This window comes from Streptococcus urinalis 2285-97, assembly GCF_000188055.2.
Lineage (GTDB): Bacteria > Bacillota > Bacilli > Lactobacillales > Streptococcaceae > Streptococcus > Streptococcus urinalis.
Window position 1 is genome coordinate 897,305 of sequence record NZ_AEUZ02000001.1, and the last position, 20,558, is coordinate 917,862.

Sequence of the window (20,558 nt, forward strand, 5' to 3'; positions counted from 1 at the left end):
AAAGGAAAAGAATATGCGTTACCTTACAGCTGGAGAATCACATGGTCCACAATTGACTGCAATCATTGAAGGCTTGCCTGCAGGAATTGACTTATCAGTCGAAACAATTAATCAAGAATTAACGAAAAGACAAGGAGGATATGGTCGTGGACAACGAATGAAAATAGAATCAGATCAAGTAACTTTTTTATCCGGTCTTCGATTTGGTAAAACGACTGGAGCTCCTTTAACGATGGTTATTGAGAATAAAGATCATAAAAAATGGACGGATATCATGTCAATTGATAAAATCAACCCAAATCAGGAAGCCAAAAGAAGAGTTCATCACCCAAGACCAGGACATGCTGATTTAGTAGGTGGGATAAAATATCATTATCAAGATCTACGGAATTCACTTGAGAGATCATCTGCTAGAGAAACTGCAATTAGAGTTGCCATCGGAGCTATATCAAAACAAATTCTTTCACAATTAGGTATTGAATTAGTTCACTATATTAAAGTTTTTGGTGGGATTACAATTGATATACCAAAACTAATGACAATCAGTGAAATGAAAGAAGCGGTAGAAAACTCAGAAGTAGGTATTTTAAATCCTGAAAAAGAGTCTGATATCAAAAATTATATTGATCAAATAAAAAAAGAAGGTGATACTATCGGTGGAATCATTGAAACAGTAGTGTTTGGATTACCAGCAGGAGTAGGTTCTTTTATGCATTGGGATCGAAAACTAGATGCTAAATTAGCGCAAGCTGTTATTTCTATTAATGCCTTTAAAGGAGTTGAATTTGGCGATGGCTTTGAATTAGGTTATCAAAAAGGGTCTCAAGTCATGGATTCAATTGTTTGGTCAGAAACTTCTGGATACTCAAGAACAAGTAATCATCTTGGGGGCTTTGAAGGTGGTGTCACAAATGGTATGCCATTAATTGTAAGAGGTGTTATGAAACCTATTCCAACTCTCTATAAGCCTTTGATGTCAGTTGATATTGATAATCATAAACCCTATAAGGCTACCGTTGAAAGATCTGATCCTACCGCATTACCTGCAGCAGGTGTTGTAATGGAGTCTGTTATTGCAACCACTCTAGTAACTGAGTTATTAGATCAATTTCATTCAGATACTATGGAAGGATTAATTGAAAACTATCAACAGTATAAAAAAGCTGTTTTAGATTTTTAATGATATAATGAAGAGAAAAAGGAGAAAATTATGGCCAATATTTATGATTTAGCAAATGAAATGGAAAGAGAAATCCGTCAACTTCCTGAATATAAAGCTGTAGAAGAATCAAAGAAAGCAATTTATGCTGATAATGAAGCAAAGACACTTTGGACTGAATTTTTAAAAATTCAAGAAAAAGTACAAGGTACTATGCAGTCTGGCCAAATGCCAAGTCAAGAACAACAAGAAGAAATGACAGCATTAGGTCAAAAAATTGAAGCAAATACGATTTTGAAGGAATACTTTGATCAACAACAACGATTATCTTTATATATTTCGGATATTGAAAAAATTATTTATTCACCATTACAAGATTTAACAAAATAAAAAACAGAATGTTTGTCTGGGCAATAAAGTAGGAGGTAAAAAATGGCTAGAAAAGTTGGTATTATTGGAGTTGGACACGTTGGATCAACAGTGGCACACGGATTAATAGCGCAAGGATCATTTGACGATTATGTATTAATTGATAAGAATGAAAAAAAAGTAGCAGCTGATGCTTTAGATTTTCAAGATGCGGCAGCAAATTTAAATCAACATGCTAATATTTATACAAATGACTATCAAAAGTTGTCTGATGCGGATGTTGTTATCTGTGCTTTTGGAGATATAAAGCTCCAAGATAATCCTAATGCAGATCGCTTTGCTGAATTAAGTTTAACATCTTCTCAAGTTCCAGAAATAGCAGATGCTTTAAAATCTGTTGGTTTTAATGGTATTATCATTGTTATTTCAAATCCAGTTGATGTTGTAACAAGTTTAATGCAATATCATACTGGTTTCCCTAAAGAAAAAGTTATCGGGACAGGTACTTTACTTGATACTGCGAGAATGAAGAGAGCAGTTGGTGATTATTTTGATGTGGATCCAAAGAGTGTCTTTGGTTACAACTTAGGTGAACATGGCAATTCTCAATTTACAGCATGGAGCCAAGTTCGTGTAAAAGGACAAATATTATCAAATGTTCTATCACAAGAATTACAAGATAGCATTGCTAAAGAAGCTGTTGTCGGTGGTCATACAGTTTTCTTTGGTAAAAAGTATACAAGTTATGGAATTGCTTCAGCAGCAATAAGACTTGCCTTGGCTGTTGTCAGTGATAGTCATGAAGAATTACCAGTATCAAACTTTTATGCCCCTTATGATACTTACCTAAGTTACCCCGCAATTGTTGGTAGACAAGGTATTGTTGAGCAATTAAAACTAGATTTAACTGAAGATGAAGTTAGTAAACTTGAAAAATCTGCAAATTTCATCAAAGAAAAAGTTAGAGAACATAAATAATGAAAGCCTGCAAATCAGGCTTTTTTTCGTAGCAAAAATTTGTCGGACATTTTGTTTTATGATAGTCTAAATTTAGTCATGAACAGAATGAAAGGTTAGGTTTTCAAATGGAAAATTATGATTATATTGTTATTGGTGGTGGAAGTGGTGGTATAGCTTCTGCAAATAGAGCTGCAATGCATGGGGCTAAAGTTTTGCTCATTGAAGCAAAAGAAATCGGTGGAACTTGTGTTAATTTGGGTTGTGTGCCTAAAAAAGTCATGTGGTATGGTGCTCAAGTTGCGGATACATTTTCAACTTATGCTAAAGATTATGGCTTTTCAGTTGACAATGTCGATTTCCAATTTGAAACATTGAAGAAAAATAGACAAGCTTATATTGATCGTATTCACCAATCCTACGAACGAGGTTTTGATAACAATAAAGTTGATCGTATCTACGATTATGCTACTTTTGTTGATCAACACACTGTGGAAGTTGCAGGAAAACAATACCATGCACCTCATATTTTGGTAGCTACGGGTGGGCACCCTATTGTTCCTAATCTTCCTGGTGCAGAATATGGAATCACTTCAGATGGCTTTTTTGAATTAGATAGCATTCCAAAACGAGTAGCAGTAATTGGTGCAGGCTATATTGCTGTTGAAATAGCAGGTGTGCTAAATGCATTTGGTGCAGAGACTCACTTGTTTGTTCGTAAGGATAGACCTCTTCGTAAATTTGATAAAGATGTTGTTTCTGTATTAGTAGATGAAATGGAAAAATCTGGACCACAACTCCATACTTTTTCAAATGCTAAAGAAATTGTCAAAAATGAAGATGGTTCTTTAGACTTAGTTCTAAAAGAAGGTGATACCTATACAGTTGATCAAGTTATTTGGGCAATTGGTAGAAAACCAAATACTTCAGGTTTTAATCTTGAAAAAACTGGAGTTGAACTTGATGAAAAAGGGTTTATAAAAATAGATGAATACGAAAATACATCTGTAAAAGGCATTTATGCTGTAGGTGATATCAATGGAAAACTCGAATTAACACCAGTTGCAGTTGCAGCAGGTCGTCGACTTTCTGAAAGATTATTTAATGGAAAAACACATGAAAAATTAGATTATAATAATGTAGCAACAGTTATTTTCAGTCACCCTGCTATTGGTTCTGTTGGCTTATCTGAAGAAGCAGCTATAGAACAATATGGTGAAGAAGATATTAAAGTTTATAAGTCTACATTTACTTCCATGTACACAGCCGTTACAGATCATCGTCAAGCTTGCTTTATGAAATTAGTTACTCAAGGAAAAAATGAAAAGGTTATTGGACTACACGGATTAGGCTATGGCGTTGATGAAATGATTCAAGGTTTTGCAGTTGCCATTAAAATGGGAGCAACAAAAGCTGATTTTGACAATACTGTTGCTATCCACCCAACTGGTGCTGAAGAGTTCGTAACAATGAGATAAAAAAACGACTCATAGTCGTTTTTTTTTATTTTAAAAGTCAACTTCATCTGGATCTGCTTGAGTTTTTACCCCTTCTATATGATCCAATGTTTCAATATCTTTATCGTCTAATTCAAAATCAAAGATAGCTAAATTGGATGTTATATTTTTAGGTGTTACAGATTTAGGTAATGGTAAAAATCCCTTTTGAAGATTCCACCGTAGGGCAATTTGAGCAACTGATTTTTGATATTTTTGGGCAATTTCTTTTGCAAGGTCATTTTTAAAAATACTTCCAGTTCCCAGTGGACTATAGGCTTCTAGTAGAATATTATGGTCTTGACAAAAAGCTACTAAATCATCTTGTGGGCAACCTGGAGCAAGTAAAATTTGATTAACCATAGGTTTAATTTCAGCAGTTTTAAATAATTCTTCTAAGTGATGTCTCATAAAATTGGAAACGCCAATAGCTTTTACTTTACCAGCTTTATAAAATTCTTCAAAAGCTTTCCAAGTTTCTGCATTTGCCTTTTTCCAGGCATCATCTTGTCGAAGTGGTTTTGGATTTGGCCAATGGATAAGAAGTAGGTCTAAATAGTCAACTTGTAATTTAGAAAGAGATTCTTCTATTGATGCTTTTGCTAATTCATAAGAATGTTTATCATTCCAAACTTTTGTCGTTAAGAAAATATCTTGACGATTAATATTACTATCTTTAATTGCTTGACCAACACTGCCTTCATTTTTATACGCTTGAGCTGTATCGATGTGTCGGTAACCTTCATTTAAGGCAAAAGAAACACTGTCATAGGCTTCTTTGCCATCAGCAACATTCCAAGTCCCAAAACCAATTTTAGGAATGGCATTACCATTTGATAATTGATAAGTTTCCATAATTTAGACTCCTTTTCTTTGATAATATTATTTTACTATGATTTAGTTAAGATTGCAGACTTTAAAATTTAAAAAGAATCTGACTTATTTCAGATTCTTTTATTGGTTACTATCAATTTCCCCACTATTTGCAGTAGCATCACTAGCATTAGTTGCTTGAGTATCTGAACTACTACTAGATGTATTACTTTGACTGGATGAAGTTGTTGTATTTGTTGAATTTTGTGTATTTTCCGAACCTTGATAACTTGATGACGCTTGACTTGATGCTTGACTTTGGTCTCGGTCTTGATTTTGGCTTTGATAGTGTTGCGTTGTAGTGGTACTTTGTGATGTATTTGTATCTTTTTGTTCGTTGTTTCCAAAAGCTTTACTGATTGTAATGGATGCGACAATAATACTTAAAATACTACCTATTAGTGCAATAGTTTTTTGTAATGCTGAAAGTCCATGTTTGATATGTTCTTTTGGTTTTGGGCCATTCTTACTTTCATTTTGTTGACTTCGTCTTGAGTATTTTTCTGACATGATATATGGTCCTTTCTGTAATCTTATCATTATAATTATCTATTATATGATTTTATAGCAAAAAATGCTAAAAAAAATCAATAGAATTTTTAGAAGTCCAATAAAGTCTGTGATATAATAGGAAAGACTGATGTTTAAGAGGAGTTATGTATGATTTATTTTGACAATGCTGCAACGACAATACCATATCAAGATGTCTTAAAAACTTATCAAGATGTGGCAATGAAAATCTTTGGCAACCCTTCAAGCTTACATGTTTTGGGAACTCAAGCAAGTCGTATTTTAGAGGCTTCTCGTAAACAGATAGCAGAATTACTAAACTGTGACAGTGAAGAAATTTTTTTTACATCCGGTGGAACTGAAAGCGATAACTGGGCAATTAAAGGCATTGCATTTGAGAAAAAGGCTTATGGAAATCATATTCTAATCTCTGCAATAGAGCATCCAGCGGTCATGGAATCTGCAAAATGGCTAAGTCAACAAGGTTTTGAAATTGAAACTATTCCTGTTGATGACCATGGTATTGTTCAAGTTGAAGCTTTAAAGAACTTAATCAGACCTGAAACAATACTTATTTCTGTTATGGCTGTTAATAATGAAATTGGTTCTGTTCAACCCATAAAAGAAATCTCTGAAGTCATATCAAATAGACCAACTATTACTTTTCATGTTGATGCTGTTCAAGCTATTGGAAAAATTCCTAAAGAAGAGTTTTTAACTAGTCGCGTTGACTTGGCTTCGTTTTCAGGTCATAAATTTCATGCTCCAAGAGGAGTAGGCATCCTATATAAAAAACAAGGTAAGTCAATCACACCCTATTTAACAGGTGGTGGGCAAGAACAACACTTGCGGTCGACAACTGAAAATGTAGCTGGAATTGCAAGTTTAGCTAAGGCAATGAGATTGATTTTGGAAAAGCAAGACCAATCAATAACTAGAATTTCCGCCATGAAATCTATTTTATTAGAAGAATTGTCTCAACACCATGATGTGATGATTTTCTCTAAAAAAGACAATTTTGCTCCTAATATCTTAACCTTTGGAATCAAAGGGATAAGAGGAGAAGTGTTAGTTCATGCATTTGAAGAACATGATATCTATATTTCGACAACCAGTGCCTGTTCTTCAAAAGCTGGAAAACCTGCTGGAACATTAATTGCAATGGGAATACCTGTGAAAGATGCACAAACTGCTGTTAGAATTAGTCTTGATGATGATAATGACATGAGTCAAATAGAGCAATTTTTGACCATTTTTAAACAAATTTACAACAAAACGAAGAAAGTAAGATAAAAATGCAATACTCAGAAATAATGGTAAGACATGGTGAATTGTCTACAAAAGGTAAGAATCGCATGCGGTTCATCAACAAACTGAAACATAATATCGAAGATGTTTTGTCTGTTTTTCCAGAAGTTAAAGTGTCTTCGGATCGCGACAGAACACATGTTTATTTGAATGGGACAGATTATGAACCAGTTGCAGATGCATTAAAAAAAATTTTTGGTATTCAAGGTTTTTCACCGGTCTATAAACTTGAAAAAGATATGAATTTGATAAAAAGTTTTGTACAGACTTTGATGACGGACCTTTATAGGGAAGGTTTGACTTTTAAGATTTCAAGTAAACGTAGTGACCATCACTTTGAACTAGATAGTAGAGAGTTGAATCATGTTTTAGGTGATGCTGTTTTTGAAGCAGTACCAAATATTAAGGCACAAATGAAACATCCTGATATCAATCTCAAAGTTGAAATTAGAGATGAAGCAGTTTATATTTCCTATGAAGATATAAAAGGTGCTGGTGGGTTACCTGTTGGTACTTCTGGAAAAGGGATGCTGATGATATCTGGAGGAATTGATTCTCCGGTTGCAGGCTATCTTTCACTAAAACGTGGTGTTGACATTGAAGCGGTTCACTTTGCAAGTCCACCTTATACTAGTCCGGGGGCCTTAAAAAAAGCACAAGATTTAACCCGGAAATTGACTAAATTTGGTGGCAATATTCAGTTTATTGAGGTTCCTTTTACAGAAATTCAAGAAGAAATTAAAGCAAAAGCACCAGAAGCTTATTTAATGACATTAACGAGACGCTTTATGATGCGCATTACAGACAGAATTCGAGAAGTGAGACAAGGCCTAGTCATTATAAATGGTGAAAGTTTAGGGCAAGTTGCTAGTCAGACTTTAGAGAGTATGGTTGCTATTAACGCAGTAACAGCTACACCTATTGTCAGGCCAGTTGTGACAATGGATAAATTAGAAATTATTGATTTAGCTCAAAAAATAGATACCTTTGATATTTCCATTCAACCTTTTGAAGATTGTTGTACGGTTTTTGCTCCAGATAGACCTAAAACAAATCCTAAATTACATAATGCTGAAAATTATGAAAAACGCATGGATGTTGAGGGTTTGATTGAAAGAGCAGTAAATGGCATTAAAATTACCATTATTACCCCTCATGAAGAAAAAGATGAGATTGAACATTTAATAAATAATCTTCTTTAAAGAGTCTGTTTGACTCTTTTTAATTTGTAAGCGCTCTGACTTTTTAACTAAGTCATGCTATAATAAATCGGGAGGTTTTAAATGAATAAAGACATTGATTATAGTAAACTCAAAAAAATTTGTTTAGGAATTATCGTTTTAACCTTAGTTATAGGGTTAGGAATGGATATTTTTTCAGGTACTAAAAAGGTTAATCAAAAAGCATCAAAAGATAAATCTATTAAAACTGCCCGCATTATGGCCAATGGAGATATTTTAATTCATAATGTTTTGTATGCTAGTGCACAAAAATCTGATGGAACTTATGATTTTAATCCTTACTTTGAATACGTCAAAGATCGTATTTCATCTGCTGATTTGGCTATAGGTGATTATGAAGGAACAATCAGTTCAGACTATCCCCTTGCAGGTTACCCTTTATTTAATGCACCCAGTCAAATTGCTGATGCAATTAAAAATACGGGATATGACGTTATTGATTTAGCACATAATCATATTTTGGACTCAGGACTTGATGGAGCAATCAACACCGTAAATACATTCAAAAAAATTGGTATTGATAGTATAGGTGTATACACTAATAAAAGATCAAGCAAAAATATTCTAATAAAAAATGTAAATGGGATTAAAATAGCTATTTTGGGTTATTCATATGGTTATAATGGAATGGAAGCTAACTTGTCTAAATCTGAATACAATAACCATATGTCAGATTTAAAAGAATCAAAAATTAGAGCTGATTTGAAAGAAGCAGAAAAGAAAGCTGACATCACTGTCGTTATGCCACAAATGGGCACTGAATATGCCTTACAACCAACTTCAGAACAAAAGACACTTTATCATAAAATGATCAATTGGGGTGCCGATATTATTTTTGGTGGACATCCACATGTTGTTGAACCTGCAGAGACATTACGAAAAAATGGTCAAAAGAAATTTATCATATACTCTATGGGTAATTTTATTTCTAATCAAAGAGAAGAAACTGTTGATAATATTTGGACAGAGAGAGGTCTTTTGATGGATGCGGTTATTCAAAAAAAAGGTAATAAAACAAGCATAAAATCTATTAAAGCTCACCCTACAATGGTACTTGCTAAAGGTAAAGGCATTAATGGAAGTGAAGGTTATGAATTGTTTAGCTATAGAACTCTTATATTAGAAGATTTTATTAAAGGTGGTAAATATAGAGATAAAATTGATGATGCTACCAAAGCTAGAGTAGATACAGCATACAAAGAAACGAACGAACATGTCAACTTAGTATGGTAATCAATTAACAAATGGTAAAATACTTGAAAAAAAAATAAAAGTATGTTAAACTGTCAGAGTTGACTAAATGCACATCCTGTGCAACCGCACGAAAATCGTTATAAAGTAGATAATTTCTCACGATTATAGGCGAGTCTTCACAAGAGGGTTACCCTCAAGAAAAAAATTATAGGAGGTGCATTATGAGCACATACGCAATCATCAAAACTGGTGGAAAACAAGTTAAAGTTGAAGTTGGACAAGCAATCTATGTTGAAAAATTAGATGTTGAAGCTGGTTCAGATGTTACATTTAACGAAGTTGTTCTTGTCGGTGGTGACAAAACTGTTGTTGGGACTCCAGTTGTTGAAGGAGCTACTGTTGTCGGTACTGTTGAAAAACAAGGTAAACAAAAGAAAGTTGTATCTTACAAGTACAAACCTAAAAAAGGTAGTCACCGTAAACAAGGTCACCGTCAACCTTATACAAAAGTTGTCATCAACGCTATTAACGCATAATTTCAAGTATGATTAAAGCAACTTTTACCCGTGATGATAACAATCATCTGACTAGCGTAAATATTACTGGACATGCTGGAAGTGGTGAATATGGCTTTGATATCGTTTGTGCATCTGTTAGTACACTAGCGATTAATTTTGTTAATTCATTAGAAGTACTTCTTGATTGTCCCTACGATTTAGATATCAATGAAATTGAAGGTGGGTATATGAATATATCTATCTTACAAGGCAACAATGGAGAAAAAGTTCAACTATTGTTTGAATCATTTCTTCTAGGTATGACAAATTTAGCTCAAAACTCTTCGGAGTTTGTTAAGACTAAAGTCATCTAAAATTTATCATGAGAGGAAACAACATTATGTTAAAATTGAATCTTGAAAACTTACAACTTTTCGCCCACAAAAAAGGTGGAGGTTCTACATCAAATGGTCGTGATTCACAAGCAAAACGTCTTGGCGCTAAAGCAGCTGATGGACAAACTGTTTCAGGTGGATCAATTCTTTACCGTCAACGCGGAACACATATCTATCCAGGAGCTAATGTAGGTCGTGGTGGTGATGACACACTTTTTGCAAAAGTTGAAGGTGTTGTTCGTTTCGAACGTAAAGGTCGCGATAAAAAACAAGTTTCTGTTTACCCAATCGCAAAATAATAAAAGTAAGCCTTCTTGAATGGAAGGCTTTTTACATTGAATTTCAAATAGGATATTGACAAATTAAAATAATAGAGTAGAATAGAAATATAAATAAGCACCCTTAGCTCAATTGGATAGAGTACCTGACTACGAATCAGGCGGTTAGAGGTTCGACTCCTCTAGGGTGCAAATCTGCTACCTAAAGTATATTAGGTAGCTTTTTTAATGATTCTGAAGTGAAGTCGTCAATAATGTAAAATGTGATGTGATATAATAATAGAAATAAGAAGGAGATCATAATGAACATTCAACAGTTAAGATATGTTGTCGCTATAGCCAATTCAGGGACTTTCAGAGAAGCAGCTACTAAATTATTTGTAAGTCAACCAAGTCTTTCTGTTGCAATCCGTGATTTAGAGGCAGAACTAGGCTTTCAAATTTTTAAACGAAGTACGACTGGTGCGGTACTAACTACAGAAGGAATGGTTTTTTATGAAAAATCTATGGAAGTCGTAAAAAGCTTTGATTCTTTTGAAAAACGCTTTTCTCAACATAGTTCTGAAAAGGATGTTTTTTCAGTTGCTAGTCAGCATTATGATTTTCTTGCACCCATTATGACATTATTTTCTTCTAAAATGAGTGATTTTAAACATTTTAGATTATTTGAATCTACGACCATTCAAATACTTGATGAAGTTTCTCAAGGAAATAGTGAGATTGGTATTATTTATTTGAATCATAATAATAGTAATGGTTTAATGCAAAGATTGGATAAACTTGGACTTGAATTTTTTGAACTTATTCCCTTTAAAACCCATATTTATGTCAGAAAAGACCATCCATTAACAATGAAAGAAGAAGTTGTACCCAAAGACCTTGTTGGTTTACCAACAGTTCGTTTTACCCAAGAAAAAGATGAATACCTTTATTATTCTGAAAACTTTATGGACACATCAGAAAGTTCCCACTTTTACCATGTTTCAGATAGGGCGACACTAAATGGTATTCTTGAGAGAACTGATGCTTATGCTACTGGATCTGGATTTCTGGATGATCGCAGTGTCAATGGGATAACTGTTATTCCATTGAATGACAATTTAGGTAATCGGATGGTTTACGTAAAACGGCGTGATAAAAATCTTTCATCATATGCCACTCAATTTATTACAATTATGTCTGATTATTTTAAACAATATAGCCCTAAGGAGAATGAATGAAATATTTAAAATGGTTTGTTTTAGTTAGTTTATTAATTATTTTGGACCAAATCAGTAAATTATGGATTGTCGAACATATAGCACTAAATAAAATAAAAACAGTTATTCCAAATATAGTAAGTTTAACTTACCTTAGAAATTATGGAGCTGCTTTTTCGATACTACAGAATCAACAATGGCTTTTTAGTCTCATTACTATTGTTGTTATCACAGCAGCTATTTATTACCTTATTAAACAAAAAAATGCAAGTCTTTGGATGAAATTAGCACTAATTTTAATTATTTCTGGAGGAATTGGGAACTTTATTGACCGACTACGATTAGGTTATGTTGTTGATATGGTTCATCTGGATTTTATTAACTTTGCCATTTTTAATGTGGCTGATTCCTATTTGTCAATTGGTGTTTTTTTACTAGTTTTAGCATTATGGAGAGAAGAAGATGAAACTAAAAATTAGTCAAGGTGGTCAGAGATTAGATAAGACATTAGCTGATGAAAGCCCCTTATCACGAGCTCAAGCAAATGAGATGATAAAAAAAGGTCAGGTGCTTGTTGATGGGCAATTAAAAAAAGCAAAGTACATTACTAGTAAAAATCAAATTGTTGAATTTGAATTACCTGAAGAAGAAAGTCTTGATTATGAAGCTGAAGAGATGCCTTTAGAACTCATATATGAAGATTCTGACGTTGCTGTTATTAATAAACCACAAGGAATGGTTGTTCATCCTTCAGCTGGATATTCTTCAGGGACACTGGTTAATGCATTGCTTTTTCATATAAAAGATCTTTCCAGTATTAATGGTGTTATTAGACCAGGGATTGTTCACAGAATTGACAAAGACACATCAGGTTTATTAATGATAGCAAAAAATAACGAAGCGCATCACGCTTTAGCTCAAGAACTAAAGGCTAAAAAGTCTTTAAGAAAGTATATTGCAATTGTTCATGGTAATCTTCCAAATGACTTGGGTGTTATCGAAGCTCCAATTGGTAGAAGTGAAAAAGATCGAAAAAAACAAGCAGTGACATCAAAGGGTAAAGATGCTCTGACACGCTTTAAAGTATTAGAGCGTTTCGGTGACTATACATTAGTAGAATTAAGTTTAGAAACTGGTCGTACACACCAAATAAGAGTTCACATGGCATATATTGGTCATCCTATAGCTGGGGATCCATTGTATGGGCCAAGAAAAACGTTAAAAGGAAATGGTCAATTTTTACATGCTGAAACACTAGGTTTTACACACCCTATTAGTCAAGAGTTAATGACTTTTTCAGTTGAACCGCCTCAAATTTTTAAAGATACTTTAGAAAAATTAAGATCTAAAAGAGACATGAAATAAATTTTGATATTATTCTACGAAAAGTATTTGATTTTATTTAAAAAAATGTTTGCTTAATGACTTTGTTTTTGGTATTATAATAGAAATTAAAAAGTTCCTTTAAAACTGTCCAGAGAGACAGGCAAGGAGAAGAACAGGTCAAGCCCTTTATAAGGGTATATTTTGTGAGGTCTCCTTGTAGGTAAGGAGACCTTTTTTCTATGCTTATGGAGGATAAAGATGAAAAGTAAGGAAATCGTTGATCAAGTGACGATGAAACGAGCAATCACGCGAATTACTTATGAGATTATTGAGCGTAATAAAAATCTCAATAATATTGTATTAGGTGGGATTAAAACACGAGGTGTTTATTTAGCGCAACGGATTCAAGACCGATTAAAACAATTGGAAAATCTAGATATTCCTGTTGCTGAATTAGATATAAAACCATATCGCGATGATACAAAGTCGACTGAAGATACGACAGTAATACCCCTAAATATTACTGGAAAAGATATGATTTTGATTGATGATGTGCTTTATACAGGTCGAACGATTAGAGCTGCTATTGATAATGTGTTTAGTCATGGCAGACCTTCTAGGATTAGTCTAGCTGTTCTTGTTGACCGTGGTCATAGAGAATTGCCAATTCGTCCAGACTATGTTGGTAAAAACATACCAACTAGTAGTAGTGAAGAAATTATTGTCAATGTTCTTGAAGTTGATGGTAAAGATAGCGTAAGCATCGTTGAAAAAGCATAGAAAGAAGAGAAATAACATGAGTCAAGTATCTTATGACGTTAATGAAATGCCAAAACCAGGTTTATTATTAGGATTGTCATTTCAACATTTATTTGCTATGTTTGGATCCACTGTACTCGTACCGATCTTGGTAGGTATTGATCCATCAGTAGCTCTTTTATCAAGTGGCCTTGGAACATTAGCGCATTTATCTGTTACTAAGTATAAAATTCCTGCTTATATGGGTTCAAGTTTTGCTTATATTGCTGCAATGCAATTATTAATGAAAACAGATGGAATTGCAGCAGTTGCTCAAGGGGCTATTACAGGAGGTTTAGTATATCTCATTGTAGCCTTAATTGTAAGGTCAATTGGTAATGCTTGGATTGACAAAATATTACCACCTATTGTTGTTGGACCTATTGTAATGGTTATTGGTCTTAGCTTAGCATCAACAGCTGTTAGTGATGTTATGAACAAAAATGGTCACTATAATCTGCTTTATTTAATCATAGGACTTGTTACTTTACTAAGTGTTATTTTCTTTAATATTTATGGTAAAGGGATAATTGGTATCATTCCAATTCTACTTGGTTTAATTGTGGGTTATGTATTTGCCATAATTGCTGGCGCTGTCACTGGACAAGAAATCGTAAATTTTTCTCAAGTTGCTAGTGCAAATTGGTTAAGTATTCCTTCTATCTCTCTACCTTTTATCTCATATGGATTTAAATTATATCCAAGTGCCATCTTAACAATGGCTCCCATTGCCTTTGTAACAATGACAGAACATTTTGGTCACATTATGGTACTTAATAGTTTAACGGACCGCGATTATTTTAAAGACCCAGGATTAGATCATACACTTACTGGAGATGGTTTAGCACAAATTATTGCTGGATTTATTGGGGCTCCTCCTGTGACATCATATGGGGAAAATATTGGTGTAATGGCTTTGAATAAGATTTTCTCTGTCTACGTGATTGCTGGTGCTGCTGTGGTAGCTGTATTACTTAGTTTTATAGGTAAAATTTCTGCACTGATTCAATCCATACCAACACCAGTTATTGGTGGTATCTCAGTTGCTTTATTTGGTGTTATTGCTTCAAGTGGATTAAAAATATTAATTGAAGCAAAAGTAGATATGGACAAAAAGAAAAATTTATTGATTGCTAGTGTCATTCTAGTATCAGGAATAGGTGGTTTAATGCTTGAAGTTGCAGGTTTGCAAATCTCAGGTGTTGCGTTCTCAACATTACTCGGCATTATCTTATATCAAATTTTACCTGACAGATAGTTAAGCTTTTAAAAAAAGGAGAATAACAATGGCAATGACTGGAAACAAAGTATCTTTGAAACATTTAGTGACAATGGAAACTCTTTCTAATGAAGAAGTTATGGGTTTAATCAAAAGGGGTATTGAATATAAACAATTACCTGAAGCCGAACAGTTATCAAGACAATATTTTGCAGCAAATCTTTTCTTTGAAAATTCGACAAGAACTCATAAATCATTTGAAGTTGCAGAGAAAAAATTAGGACTTGAAGTGATTGACTTTGAAGCTAGTACAAGTTCTGTAAATAAGGGAGAAACCTTATATGATACGATCTTAACAATGAGTGCTATTGGAGTGGATATCTGTGTCGTTAGACATCCAGATGTTGATTATTATAAGGCATTAATTGATAGTCCAACGATACAAACTGCTATTGTTAATGGTGGTGATGGTTCAGGACAACATCCAAGTCAAAGCCTACTTGATTTAATGACCATATATGAAGAGTTTGGTCATTTTGAAAATTTAAATATTGTTATCTCAGGTGATATAATACATTCACGTGTAGCCAAGTCAAATATGCAGATACTGAAACGTTTGGGAGCTAATATCTTTTTTACTGGACCAGAAGAATGGTATGATTCATCATTTGATATTTATGGTAAACATGTACATATCGATGATGTCATTGATCAATTAGATGTCTTAATGTTATTAAGAGTTCAGCATGAAAGACATGACGGTTCAGAATCCTTTTCAAAAGAAGCTTATCATGAACAATATGGTCTAACTGTTGAACGTTATAAACAATTACCAGACCGTTCAATTGTCATGCATCCTGCTCCAGTAAATCGAGACGTTGAAATAGCAGATAGTTTAGTGGAAGCACCTAAAGCTAGAATTGTAAGACAAATGCAAAATGGCGTTTATGTTCGTATGGCTATTTTAGAAGCTATTTTAAATGGAAAAGCGTAAAAATAAATGAAGGCAAAATACAGAAAGATTTCGTAGCAGAATAGAAAATGCTTCCTATCTTTCTGTTTTTTTAGGAGAAAAAATGGGAAATAGACTATTAGTTTTAGAGGTGTGAAAGCACCAGTTTTTTCTTATGAAAAACTACATAAAGTAGATAGTCTTCTTGGCCCAGAAATGAAATCAACTGGTGAAGTAATGGGAAGTGATAAAAGTATTGAAAAAGCTTTATATAAAGCTTTTGAAGCAAGCTATCTTCATTTACCAGAATTTGGAACTATTGTTTTCACAGTTGCAAATGAAGATAAAAAAGAAGCAGTCATTTTAGCGAAACGATTTTATGACTTAGGCTATCAACTTTCTGCTACCATTGGGACTGCTAAATTCTTTGAAAGTAAAGGAATTTTGACAACGGTAGTTGAAAAAATAGAAAGCCATCAAAATACGATACCTGAGCTTATTAGACAACAACAAGTTCAAGCAATCATTAATACTGTAGGAGCAAATCGTCAAAGTGATAAAGATGGACGAATAATTAGACGAACTGCCATTGAGAATGGTATTCCTTTATTTACCTCTTTAGATACTGTCAATGCGATGTTATCAGTTCTTGAAAGTCAAAATTTTCAAATAAAAAGCATATAAAGATTGATTTTATCAATCTTTTTTTATTACAAAACTGTAAGCTAATTTTTTTATTATTCCACTATAATAAGAATTATAACTTAAATAAAGTTAAAAGCATTAAAACTAATTGACAATAAAATGATAAAATACTATACTTGTCGTAAATGTTTAATACAAAATAGGAGAAATTGTATGGCCAAAAAAGCGAAAAAAAGAATGACAGTAAAAACAAAAGTAATTATATCGTCTCTAAGTACCATATGTGTCATTGGAATTGGAGCTTATCTTTTCCATATGCAACAAAATTCAAACCATTCCTCAACAGCTGATAAATACTACAAGGTTCAAAATGTCAAAGAAGGTTCAACGTCATCTACTACATTATTATCAGGGACTGTAAAAGCTTTGAATGAAATGTATGTTTATTATGATAGTTCAAAAGGTACTCAAGCGACTCCTACAGTCAAGGTAGGTGATCAAGTTACAGCAGGACAACAGTTGGTTCAGTATAATACAACAACAGCTCAAGCAGCCTATGATTCTGCAAATCGAAAATTAAATAAAATCGGTCGTCAAATTAATTATTTAAAAACTTATGGTGTACCACTACCAGCATCAGAAACAGAATCAGGTAGTAGTGATAGTAGCCAACAAGATTCTTCTGTACAACCAACCACACAACAAACTACCCAACAAGGATCTAACTATAACCAACAATTGCAGGATTTAAATGACTTATATGCAGATGCGCAATCTGAAGTGACAAAAGCAAAGTCTGCTTTAGATGATACGGTTATTTCTAGTACTGTTAATGGGACTGTTGTTGAGGTTAATAAAGATATTGATCCATCTTCAAAAAATAGTCAAACGATTGTTCATGTGGTCTCAGAGGGACAATTACAAGTTAAAGGTAATATGACTGAATATGATTTGGCAAATATCAAAGTTGGTCAAGATGTGAAGATAAAATCCAAAGTTTATCCTGACAAAGAATGGACTGGAAAGATGGCTTATATTTCTAATTATCCAAAAGATAATGCTAATTCACCATCATCAGATTCAAACGATAATACAAATAATGGTGCTGCTTACGAATATAAATCTGATATTACGAGTCCTTTAAATGAATTAAAGCAAGGTTTCAGTGTTTCAGTTGAAGTTGTTAATCCTAATAAATATCCACTAATTCCTCTAAAGGCACTTGTAAGTGAAGGTAAAAAACATTATGTTTGGACTTACAATGATTCAACAGCAAAAGTGAGTAAAAAAGAAGTTGGTTTAGCAAATTCAGATGCATCTAATCAAGAAATTTCAAAGGGGTTGAAAGTCGGTGAGATTGTGATTACCAATCCAACAAAGTCATTAAAAAATGGTCAAAAAATTGAAAACATCAAATCGACAGACACTTCAAAGACGAGTCAAGGTAAAATGAAATCTGAGGTGAAAAAATAGTGCCTGAAGATAGAATAGAATTAATGAAATTGACCAACATTGGTAAACATTATCAAAATGGAGACCAACAATTGCAGGTTTTAAAAGACATCAATTTAACTGTTTATAAGGGTGATTTTTTAGCTATTATGGGTCCATCTGGTTCAGGTAAATCAACTCTAATGAATATCATTGGACTTTTAGATAGAGAAAGTAGTGGACAATATGAATTGAATGGTCAAAATGTTTCATTATTAAATGATAAAAAACTAGCAAAAGTTAGAAATAAGGAAATTGGTTTTGTTTTTCAACAATTTTTTCTCTTATCTAAATTAAATGCTATTCAAAATGTTGAGTTACCATTGGTTTATGCTGGTGTCAATATTAACAAACGTAAAAAACTAGCAATTCAATTTTTAGAAAAGGTTGAATTGGTCAACAGAATGAAACACTTGCCCTCAGAGTTATCTGGTGGACAAAAACAGCGTGTTGCCATCGCTAGAGCATTAGTTAATAATCCATCGATTATTTTAGCTGATGAACCTACGGGAGCTTTGGACACTAAGACTGGTGAGCAAATAATGACTTTGCTAACAGAATTAAATAATGAAGGAAAAACCATTATTATGGTTACCCATGAACCTGAAATTGCTGACTTTGCAAAGAGGAAGATCATTATTAGAGATGGTGAGATTTCTAAAGATACAACAGAAAGTGTTCGAATTGATTAAGGGAGGAATACATGGAAAATTGGAGATTTGCCCTTAGTTCAATATTGGGGCATAAAATGCGCTCATTTTTAACGATGTTAGGTATCATTATTGGTGTTGCTTCAGTGGTTATCATTATGGCACTTGGACAAGGCTTAAAAAATAGTGTTGGAGATCAAGTTAATAAAGAACAGAAAAACTTAAATGTTTATTTTAAAACTTGGGCTCAAAAAGAAGCAGAAAAAGATCCAAATTATGTCTCAGACGAGACTACCACAGAAGAAAAAGCACCAAAATTAACTGAAGATATGGTTTCAAAAGCAGCTAAAGAAACAGATGGTGTGAGTGGCTATTACATCACTAATAGTGCCTCTAGTAAGATAGGCTATGGTAAAAAAGAAATAAAAAATGTCACCATAACTGGTATTAATAAAACCTATCTATCATTAAAAAATGTAAAAATTTTAGCAGGACGAGCTTTTCAAGGACAGGATTATTATAAATTTGGTAGAATAGTTTTATTAGAGTCAGGTTTATCAAAAAAACTTTTTAAGACTCATCAAGATGCTTTAAATAAAACAGTATTGATAGCTAATAAATCTTATCTTGTTGTAGGAGTTTATAAAGATTCAAATACTTCTGGTCAAGCTGGATTATCAAGTGGTGGCAATGCCATTATGAGTAATACACAAGTGGCAAGTGAGTTTGGTGCTAAAGAAGTTGATCAAATTTTCTTTCATATTAATGATGTTAAAGAAGCTAATAAAATAGGAAAAAATGTTGGTCGAAGGTTAACGGCTTTAACAAGAACTAAAAATGGTTTCTATGAAAATTACAATCTCGATAGTATTGTTAAACAAGCCAATAAAATAGCAACAATGACTACGCTTGTTTTTGGTGTTATAGCTGGTATCTCTTTATTAGTTGGAGGTATTGGAGTTATGAATATCATGTTGGTTTCTGTTACTGAAAGAACTCGAGAAATTGGTTTACGAAAAGCCTTGGGTGCAACTAGACAAAAAATATTAGCTCAGTTTTTAATAGAATCAATGGTATTAACGATATTAGGTGGTTTGTTAGGCTTAACTTTAGCTTACTTGGCAGTCTTGGGAATTCGACCAGCATTAGCTGCACAAAACATACGCCCAGAGATATCATTTATTGTTGTTGTCATAAGTGTTTTATTCTCAGCATTCGTCGGAATTGTTTTTGGTTTACTACCAGCAAACAAAGCAAGTAAATTAGACCCGATAGAGGCCCTAAGGTATGAATAGCTTAACAAAACATCATAAAAAATTGCGAAAACTTGTCCGTGTAATTGGAACCTTGTCAATTATTTTTACTATCATAGCCATATACTATCTTTTCAAAAATCTAGATATTTTAAATAATCCTAAAGCCTTATCACACCTTTTAAAAGGGCACCGATTTTTAGGTTCAATTGGATTTTTATTCCTACAGATAATACAGGTCGTTATTCCTATTATCCCTGGTGGACTAACAACTGTAGTTGGTTTTATGACATTTGGTCCCTATTTAGGTTTACTTTTGAATGTTTTAGGAATTTCACTTGGAAGCCTTATATTATTTTATTTAGTTAGACGATTTGGTAGACCATTCATTCTTTTATTTATAAAGGAAAAACAATTAAGACAATATGATAAAAAGTTGGCAACAAAAACCTATGAAAGAATTTTTATTCTCAATATGATTTCACCAATGGCTCCTGCAGATATCATGGTCATGATTACTGGATTAAGTCAAATGTCATTAAAACGTTTTGTTTCTATTATCTTAATTTGTCGCCCAATCTCAATGATAACTTATAGTTATTTTTGGATTTACGGTGGTCAAATGCTACGTCATTTACTATAAGCATATTAAATTAAATAACTTTTTAGTTAGTTTATTAAAAGCTGTCAAGAAAAAAACTTGACATGTGTTTAGAACTATCGTATAATAGCAAAGGTAAAGTAAGAT

General features: G+C 33.1%; 22 protein-coding genes, 1 tRNA gene, 1 pseudogene and 1 other annotated feature. Of the genes and pseudogenes, 22 read left to right on the forward strand and 2 right to left on the reverse strand.

From position 1 onward, the window contains the following. Nucleotides 1–13 precede the first annotated feature (13 nt). The 4 genes from aroC to gorA all read left to right on the forward strand — a co-directional run bounded on the left by aroC (nucleotide 14) and on the right by gorA (nucleotide 3,963). Nucleotides 14–1,180, forward strand: a complete 1,167-nt coding sequence (gene aroC / locus STRUR_RS04540) for a chorismate synthase (protein ID WP_006739893.1) — start codon at nucleotides 14–16, stop codon at nucleotides 1,178–1,180. Nucleotides 1,181–1,210: 30 nt separating this feature from the next. Then, a complete protein-coding gene (locus STRUR_RS04545; RefSeq protein WP_006740466.1) occupies nucleotides 1,211–1,549 on the forward strand; it encodes a YlbF/YmcA family competence regulator in 339 nt (112 codons plus the stop codon). Between the two features lie 42 nt (nucleotides 1,550–1,591). After that, nucleotides 1,592–2,506, forward strand: a complete 915-nt coding sequence (locus STRUR_RS04550; RefSeq protein ID WP_006740479.1) for an L-lactate dehydrogenase — start codon at nucleotides 1,592–1,594, stop codon at nucleotides 2,504–2,506. Between the two features lie 107 nt (nucleotides 2,507–2,613). Beyond that, nucleotides 2,614–3,963, forward strand: coding sequence for a glutathione-disulfide reductase (gorA, locus tag STRUR_RS04555; protein ID WP_006739022.1), 1,350 nt, complete (start codon nucleotides 2,614–2,616; stop codon nucleotides 3,961–3,963). 30 nt (nucleotides 3,964–3,993) lie between these two features. On the opposite strand, the gene STRUR_RS04560 is transcribed toward gorA, so the two are convergent. Together STRUR_RS04560 and STRUR_RS04565 are read right to left on the reverse strand one after the other, a co-directional pair. Beyond that, on the reverse strand, nucleotides 3,994–4,836 hold the full coding sequence (locus STRUR_RS04560; protein WP_006739505.1) for an aldo/keto reductase: 843 nt from the start codon (nucleotides 4,834–4,836) through the stop codon (nucleotides 3,994–3,996). A gap of 99 nt (nucleotides 4,837–4,935) precedes the next feature. Then, entirely contained in the window at nucleotides 4,936–5,364 is a 429-nt protein-coding gene (locus STRUR_RS04565) for a DUF6556 family protein (RefSeq protein ID WP_006740390.1), read from the reverse strand. A 150-nt stretch (nucleotides 5,365–5,514) separates the two neighbouring features. Here STRUR_RS04565 and STRUR_RS04570 point away from each other — a divergent pair, with 150 nt between their 5' ends. The 18 genes and pseudogenes from STRUR_RS04570 to STRUR_RS04655 all read left to right on the forward strand — a co-directional run bounded on the left by STRUR_RS04570 (nucleotide 5,515) and on the right by STRUR_RS04655 (nucleotide 20,453). Beyond that, nucleotides 5,515–6,657, forward strand: a complete 1,143-nt coding sequence (locus STRUR_RS04570; RefSeq protein ID WP_006739944.1) for a cysteine desulfurase family protein — start codon at nucleotides 5,515–5,517, stop codon at nucleotides 6,655–6,657. A gap of 2 nt (nucleotides 6,658–6,659) precedes the next feature. Further along, nucleotides 6,660–7,874: a tRNA uracil 4-sulfurtransferase ThiI gene (gene thiI, locus STRUR_RS04575; protein WP_006739216.1), complete on the forward strand. Its 1,215-nt coding sequence runs from the start codon at nucleotides 6,660–6,662 to the stop codon at nucleotides 7,872–7,874. A gap of 81 nt (nucleotides 7,875–7,955) precedes the next feature. Then, complete coding sequence (locus tag STRUR_RS04580; protein WP_006739267.1) at nucleotides 7,956–9,146, forward strand: CapA family protein; 1,191 nt, start codon at nucleotides 7,956–7,958, stop codon at nucleotides 9,144–9,146. A 72-nt stretch (nucleotides 9,147–9,218) separates the two neighbouring features. Beyond that, nucleotides 9,219–9,293 (forward strand) — a sequence feature (ribosomal protein L21 leader region). Nucleotides 9,294–9,328: 35 nt separating this feature from the next. Continuing rightward, the gene (rplU, locus tag STRUR_RS04585) at nucleotides 9,329–9,643 is read left to right on the forward strand and encodes a 50S ribosomal protein L21 (protein WP_006738671.1); all 315 of its coding nucleotides are present in this window, start codon (nucleotides 9,329–9,331) and stop codon (nucleotides 9,641–9,643) included. 8 nt (nucleotides 9,644–9,651) lie between these two features. Continuing rightward, nucleotides 9,652–9,978 carry a ribosomal-processing cysteine protease Prp gene (locus STRUR_RS04590; protein ID WP_006740473.1) on the forward strand — a complete coding sequence of 109 codons (327 nt, stop codon included), beginning with the start codon at nucleotides 9,652–9,654 and terminating at the stop codon, nucleotides 9,976–9,978. 26 nt (nucleotides 9,979–10,004) lie between these two features. Further along, nucleotides 10,005–10,298 carry a 50S ribosomal protein L27 gene (rpmA, locus tag STRUR_RS04595; RefSeq protein WP_006740101.1) on the forward strand — a complete coding sequence of 98 codons (294 nt, stop codon included), beginning with the start codon at nucleotides 10,005–10,007 and terminating at the stop codon, nucleotides 10,296–10,298. Nucleotides 10,299–10,395: 97 nt separating this feature from the next. After that, nucleotides 10,396–10,469, forward strand: a tRNA-Arg gene (locus tag STRUR_RS04600). A 110-nt stretch (nucleotides 10,470–10,579) separates the two neighbouring features. Beyond that, nucleotides 10,580–11,497, forward strand: coding sequence for a LysR family transcriptional regulator (locus tag STRUR_RS04605; protein WP_006739178.1), 918 nt, complete (start codon nucleotides 10,580–10,582; stop codon nucleotides 11,495–11,497). Continuing rightward, nucleotides 11,494–11,955, forward strand: a complete 462-nt coding sequence (gene lspA, locus STRUR_RS04610) for a signal peptidase II (RefSeq protein WP_006738494.1) — start codon at nucleotides 11,494–11,496, stop codon at nucleotides 11,953–11,955. The genes STRUR_RS04605 and lspA overlap by 4 nt, the downstream gene beginning before the upstream one ends. Beyond that, complete coding sequence (locus STRUR_RS04615; RefSeq protein ID WP_006740373.1) at nucleotides 11,939–12,841, forward strand: RluA family pseudouridine synthase; 903 nt, start codon at nucleotides 11,939–11,941, stop codon at nucleotides 12,839–12,841. The genes lspA and STRUR_RS04615 overlap by 17 nt, the downstream gene beginning before the upstream one ends. Before the next feature lie 219 nt (nucleotides 12,842–13,060). Next, on the forward strand, nucleotides 13,061–13,582 hold the full coding sequence (pyrR, locus tag STRUR_RS04620) for a bifunctional pyr operon transcriptional regulator/uracil phosphoribosyltransferase PyrR (RefSeq protein WP_006739813.1): 522 nt from the start codon (nucleotides 13,061–13,063) through the stop codon (nucleotides 13,580–13,582). Between the two features lie 16 nt (nucleotides 13,583–13,598). Beyond that, nucleotides 13,599–14,858 (forward strand): uracil-xanthine permease family protein, encoded by a 1,260-nt coding sequence (locus STRUR_RS04625; protein ID WP_006739475.1) that lies wholly within the window; start codon nucleotides 13,599–13,601, stop codon nucleotides 14,856–14,858. A 28-nt stretch (nucleotides 14,859–14,886) separates the two neighbouring features. Next, nucleotides 14,887–15,813, forward strand: coding sequence for an aspartate carbamoyltransferase catalytic subunit (locus tag STRUR_RS04630; RefSeq protein WP_006740210.1), 927 nt, complete (start codon nucleotides 14,887–14,889; stop codon nucleotides 15,811–15,813). 111 nt (nucleotides 15,814–15,924) lie between these two features. Next, nucleotides 15,925–16,455, forward strand: a pseudogene (locus STRUR_RS04635) (carbamoyl-phosphate synthase large subunit); the annotation flags it as partial. A 174-nt stretch (nucleotides 16,456–16,629) separates the two neighbouring features. Beyond that, on the forward strand, nucleotides 16,630–17,889 hold the full coding sequence (locus tag STRUR_RS04640; protein WP_006739322.1) for an efflux RND transporter periplasmic adaptor subunit: 1,260 nt from the start codon (nucleotides 16,630–16,632) through the stop codon (nucleotides 17,887–17,889). Continuing rightward, nucleotides 17,889–18,599 carry an ABC transporter ATP-binding protein gene (locus STRUR_RS04645; RefSeq protein WP_006739889.1) on the forward strand — a complete coding sequence of 237 codons (711 nt, stop codon included), beginning with the start codon at nucleotides 17,889–17,891 and terminating at the stop codon, nucleotides 18,597–18,599. Before STRUR_RS04640 ends, STRUR_RS04645 begins: the two co-directional genes overlap by 1 nt. Before the next feature lie 11 nt (nucleotides 18,600–18,610). Continuing rightward, nucleotides 18,611–19,852 (forward strand): ABC transporter permease, encoded by a 1,242-nt coding sequence (locus STRUR_RS04650; protein WP_006740454.1) that lies wholly within the window; start codon nucleotides 18,611–18,613, stop codon nucleotides 19,850–19,852. Further along, nucleotides 19,845–20,453 carry a TVP38/TMEM64 family protein gene (locus STRUR_RS04655; protein WP_006739168.1) on the forward strand — a complete coding sequence of 203 codons (609 nt, stop codon included), beginning with the start codon at nucleotides 19,845–19,847 and terminating at the stop codon, nucleotides 20,451–20,453. Before STRUR_RS04650 ends, STRUR_RS04655 begins: the two co-directional genes overlap by 8 nt. Nucleotides 20,454–20,558: the final 105 nt, after the last annotated feature.

What these genes read in the sequence shown, in the direction of transcription:
- STRUR_RS04560 (WP_006739505.1), bottom strand. Translation starts at nt 4,836, where the DNA reads ATGGAAACTTATCAATTATCAAATGGTAATGCCATTCCTAAAATTGGT.
- gorA (WP_006739022.1), top strand. Translation starts at nt 2,614, where the DNA reads ATGGAAAATTATGATTATATTGTTATTGGTGGTGGAAGTGGTGGTATA.
- STRUR_RS04615 (WP_006740373.1), top strand. Translation starts at nt 11,939, where the DNA reads ATGAAACTAAAAATTAGTCAAGGTGGTCAGAGATTAGATAAGACATTA.
- STRUR_RS04655 (WP_006739168.1), top strand. Translation starts at nt 19,845, where the DNA reads ATGAATAGCTTAACAAAACATCATAAAAAATTGCGAAAACTTGTCCGT.
- STRUR_RS04650 (WP_006740454.1), top strand. Translation starts at nt 18,611, where the DNA reads ATGGAAAATTGGAGATTTGCCCTTAGTTCAATATTGGGGCATAAAATG.
- pyrR (WP_006739813.1), top strand. Translation starts at nt 13,061, where the DNA reads ATGAAAAGTAAGGAAATCGTTGATCAAGTGACGATGAAACGAGCAATC.
- aroC (WP_006739893.1), top strand. Translation starts at nt 14, where the DNA reads ATGCGTTACCTTACAGCTGGAGAATCACATGGTCCACAATTGACTGCA.
- STRUR_RS04640 (WP_006739322.1), top strand. Translation starts at nt 16,630, where the DNA reads ATGGCCAAAAAAGCGAAAAAAAGAATGACAGTAAAAACAAAAGTAATT.
- STRUR_RS04550 (WP_006740479.1), top strand. Translation starts at nt 1,592, where the DNA reads ATGGCTAGAAAAGTTGGTATTATTGGAGTTGGACACGTTGGATCAACA.
- STRUR_RS04580 (WP_006739267.1), top strand. Translation starts at nt 7,956, where the DNA reads ATGAATAAAGACATTGATTATAGTAAACTCAAAAAAATTTGTTTAGGA.
- lspA (WP_006738494.1), top strand. Translation starts at nt 11,494, where the DNA reads ATGAAATATTTAAAATGGTTTGTTTTAGTTAGTTTATTAATTATTTTG.
- STRUR_RS04570 (WP_006739944.1), top strand. Translation starts at nt 5,515, where the DNA reads ATGATTTATTTTGACAATGCTGCAACGACAATACCATATCAAGATGTC.
- STRUR_RS04625 (WP_006739475.1), top strand. Translation starts at nt 13,599, where the DNA reads ATGAGTCAAGTATCTTATGACGTTAATGAAATGCCAAAACCAGGTTTA.
- STRUR_RS04590 (WP_006740473.1), top strand. Translation starts at nt 9,652, where the DNA reads ATGATTAAAGCAACTTTTACCCGTGATGATAACAATCATCTGACTAGC.
- STRUR_RS04605 (WP_006739178.1), top strand. Translation starts at nt 10,580, where the DNA reads ATGAACATTCAACAGTTAAGATATGTTGTCGCTATAGCCAATTCAGGG.
- STRUR_RS04545 (WP_006740466.1), top strand. Translation starts at nt 1,211, where the DNA reads ATGGCCAATATTTATGATTTAGCAAATGAAATGGAAAGAGAAATCCGT.
- thiI (WP_006739216.1), top strand. Translation starts at nt 6,660, where the DNA reads ATGCAATACTCAGAAATAATGGTAAGACATGGTGAATTGTCTACAAAA.
- STRUR_RS04630 (WP_006740210.1), top strand. Translation starts at nt 14,887, where the DNA reads ATGGCAATGACTGGAAACAAAGTATCTTTGAAACATTTAGTGACAATG.
- rplU (WP_006738671.1), top strand. Translation starts at nt 9,329, where the DNA reads ATGAGCACATACGCAATCATCAAAACTGGTGGAAAACAAGTTAAAGTT.
- rpmA (WP_006740101.1), top strand. Translation starts at nt 10,005, where the DNA reads ATGTTAAAATTGAATCTTGAAAACTTACAACTTTTCGCCCACAAAAAA.
- STRUR_RS04565 (WP_006740390.1), bottom strand. Translation starts at nt 5,364, where the DNA reads ATGTCAGAAAAATACTCAAGACGAAGTCAACAAAATGAAAGTAAGAAT.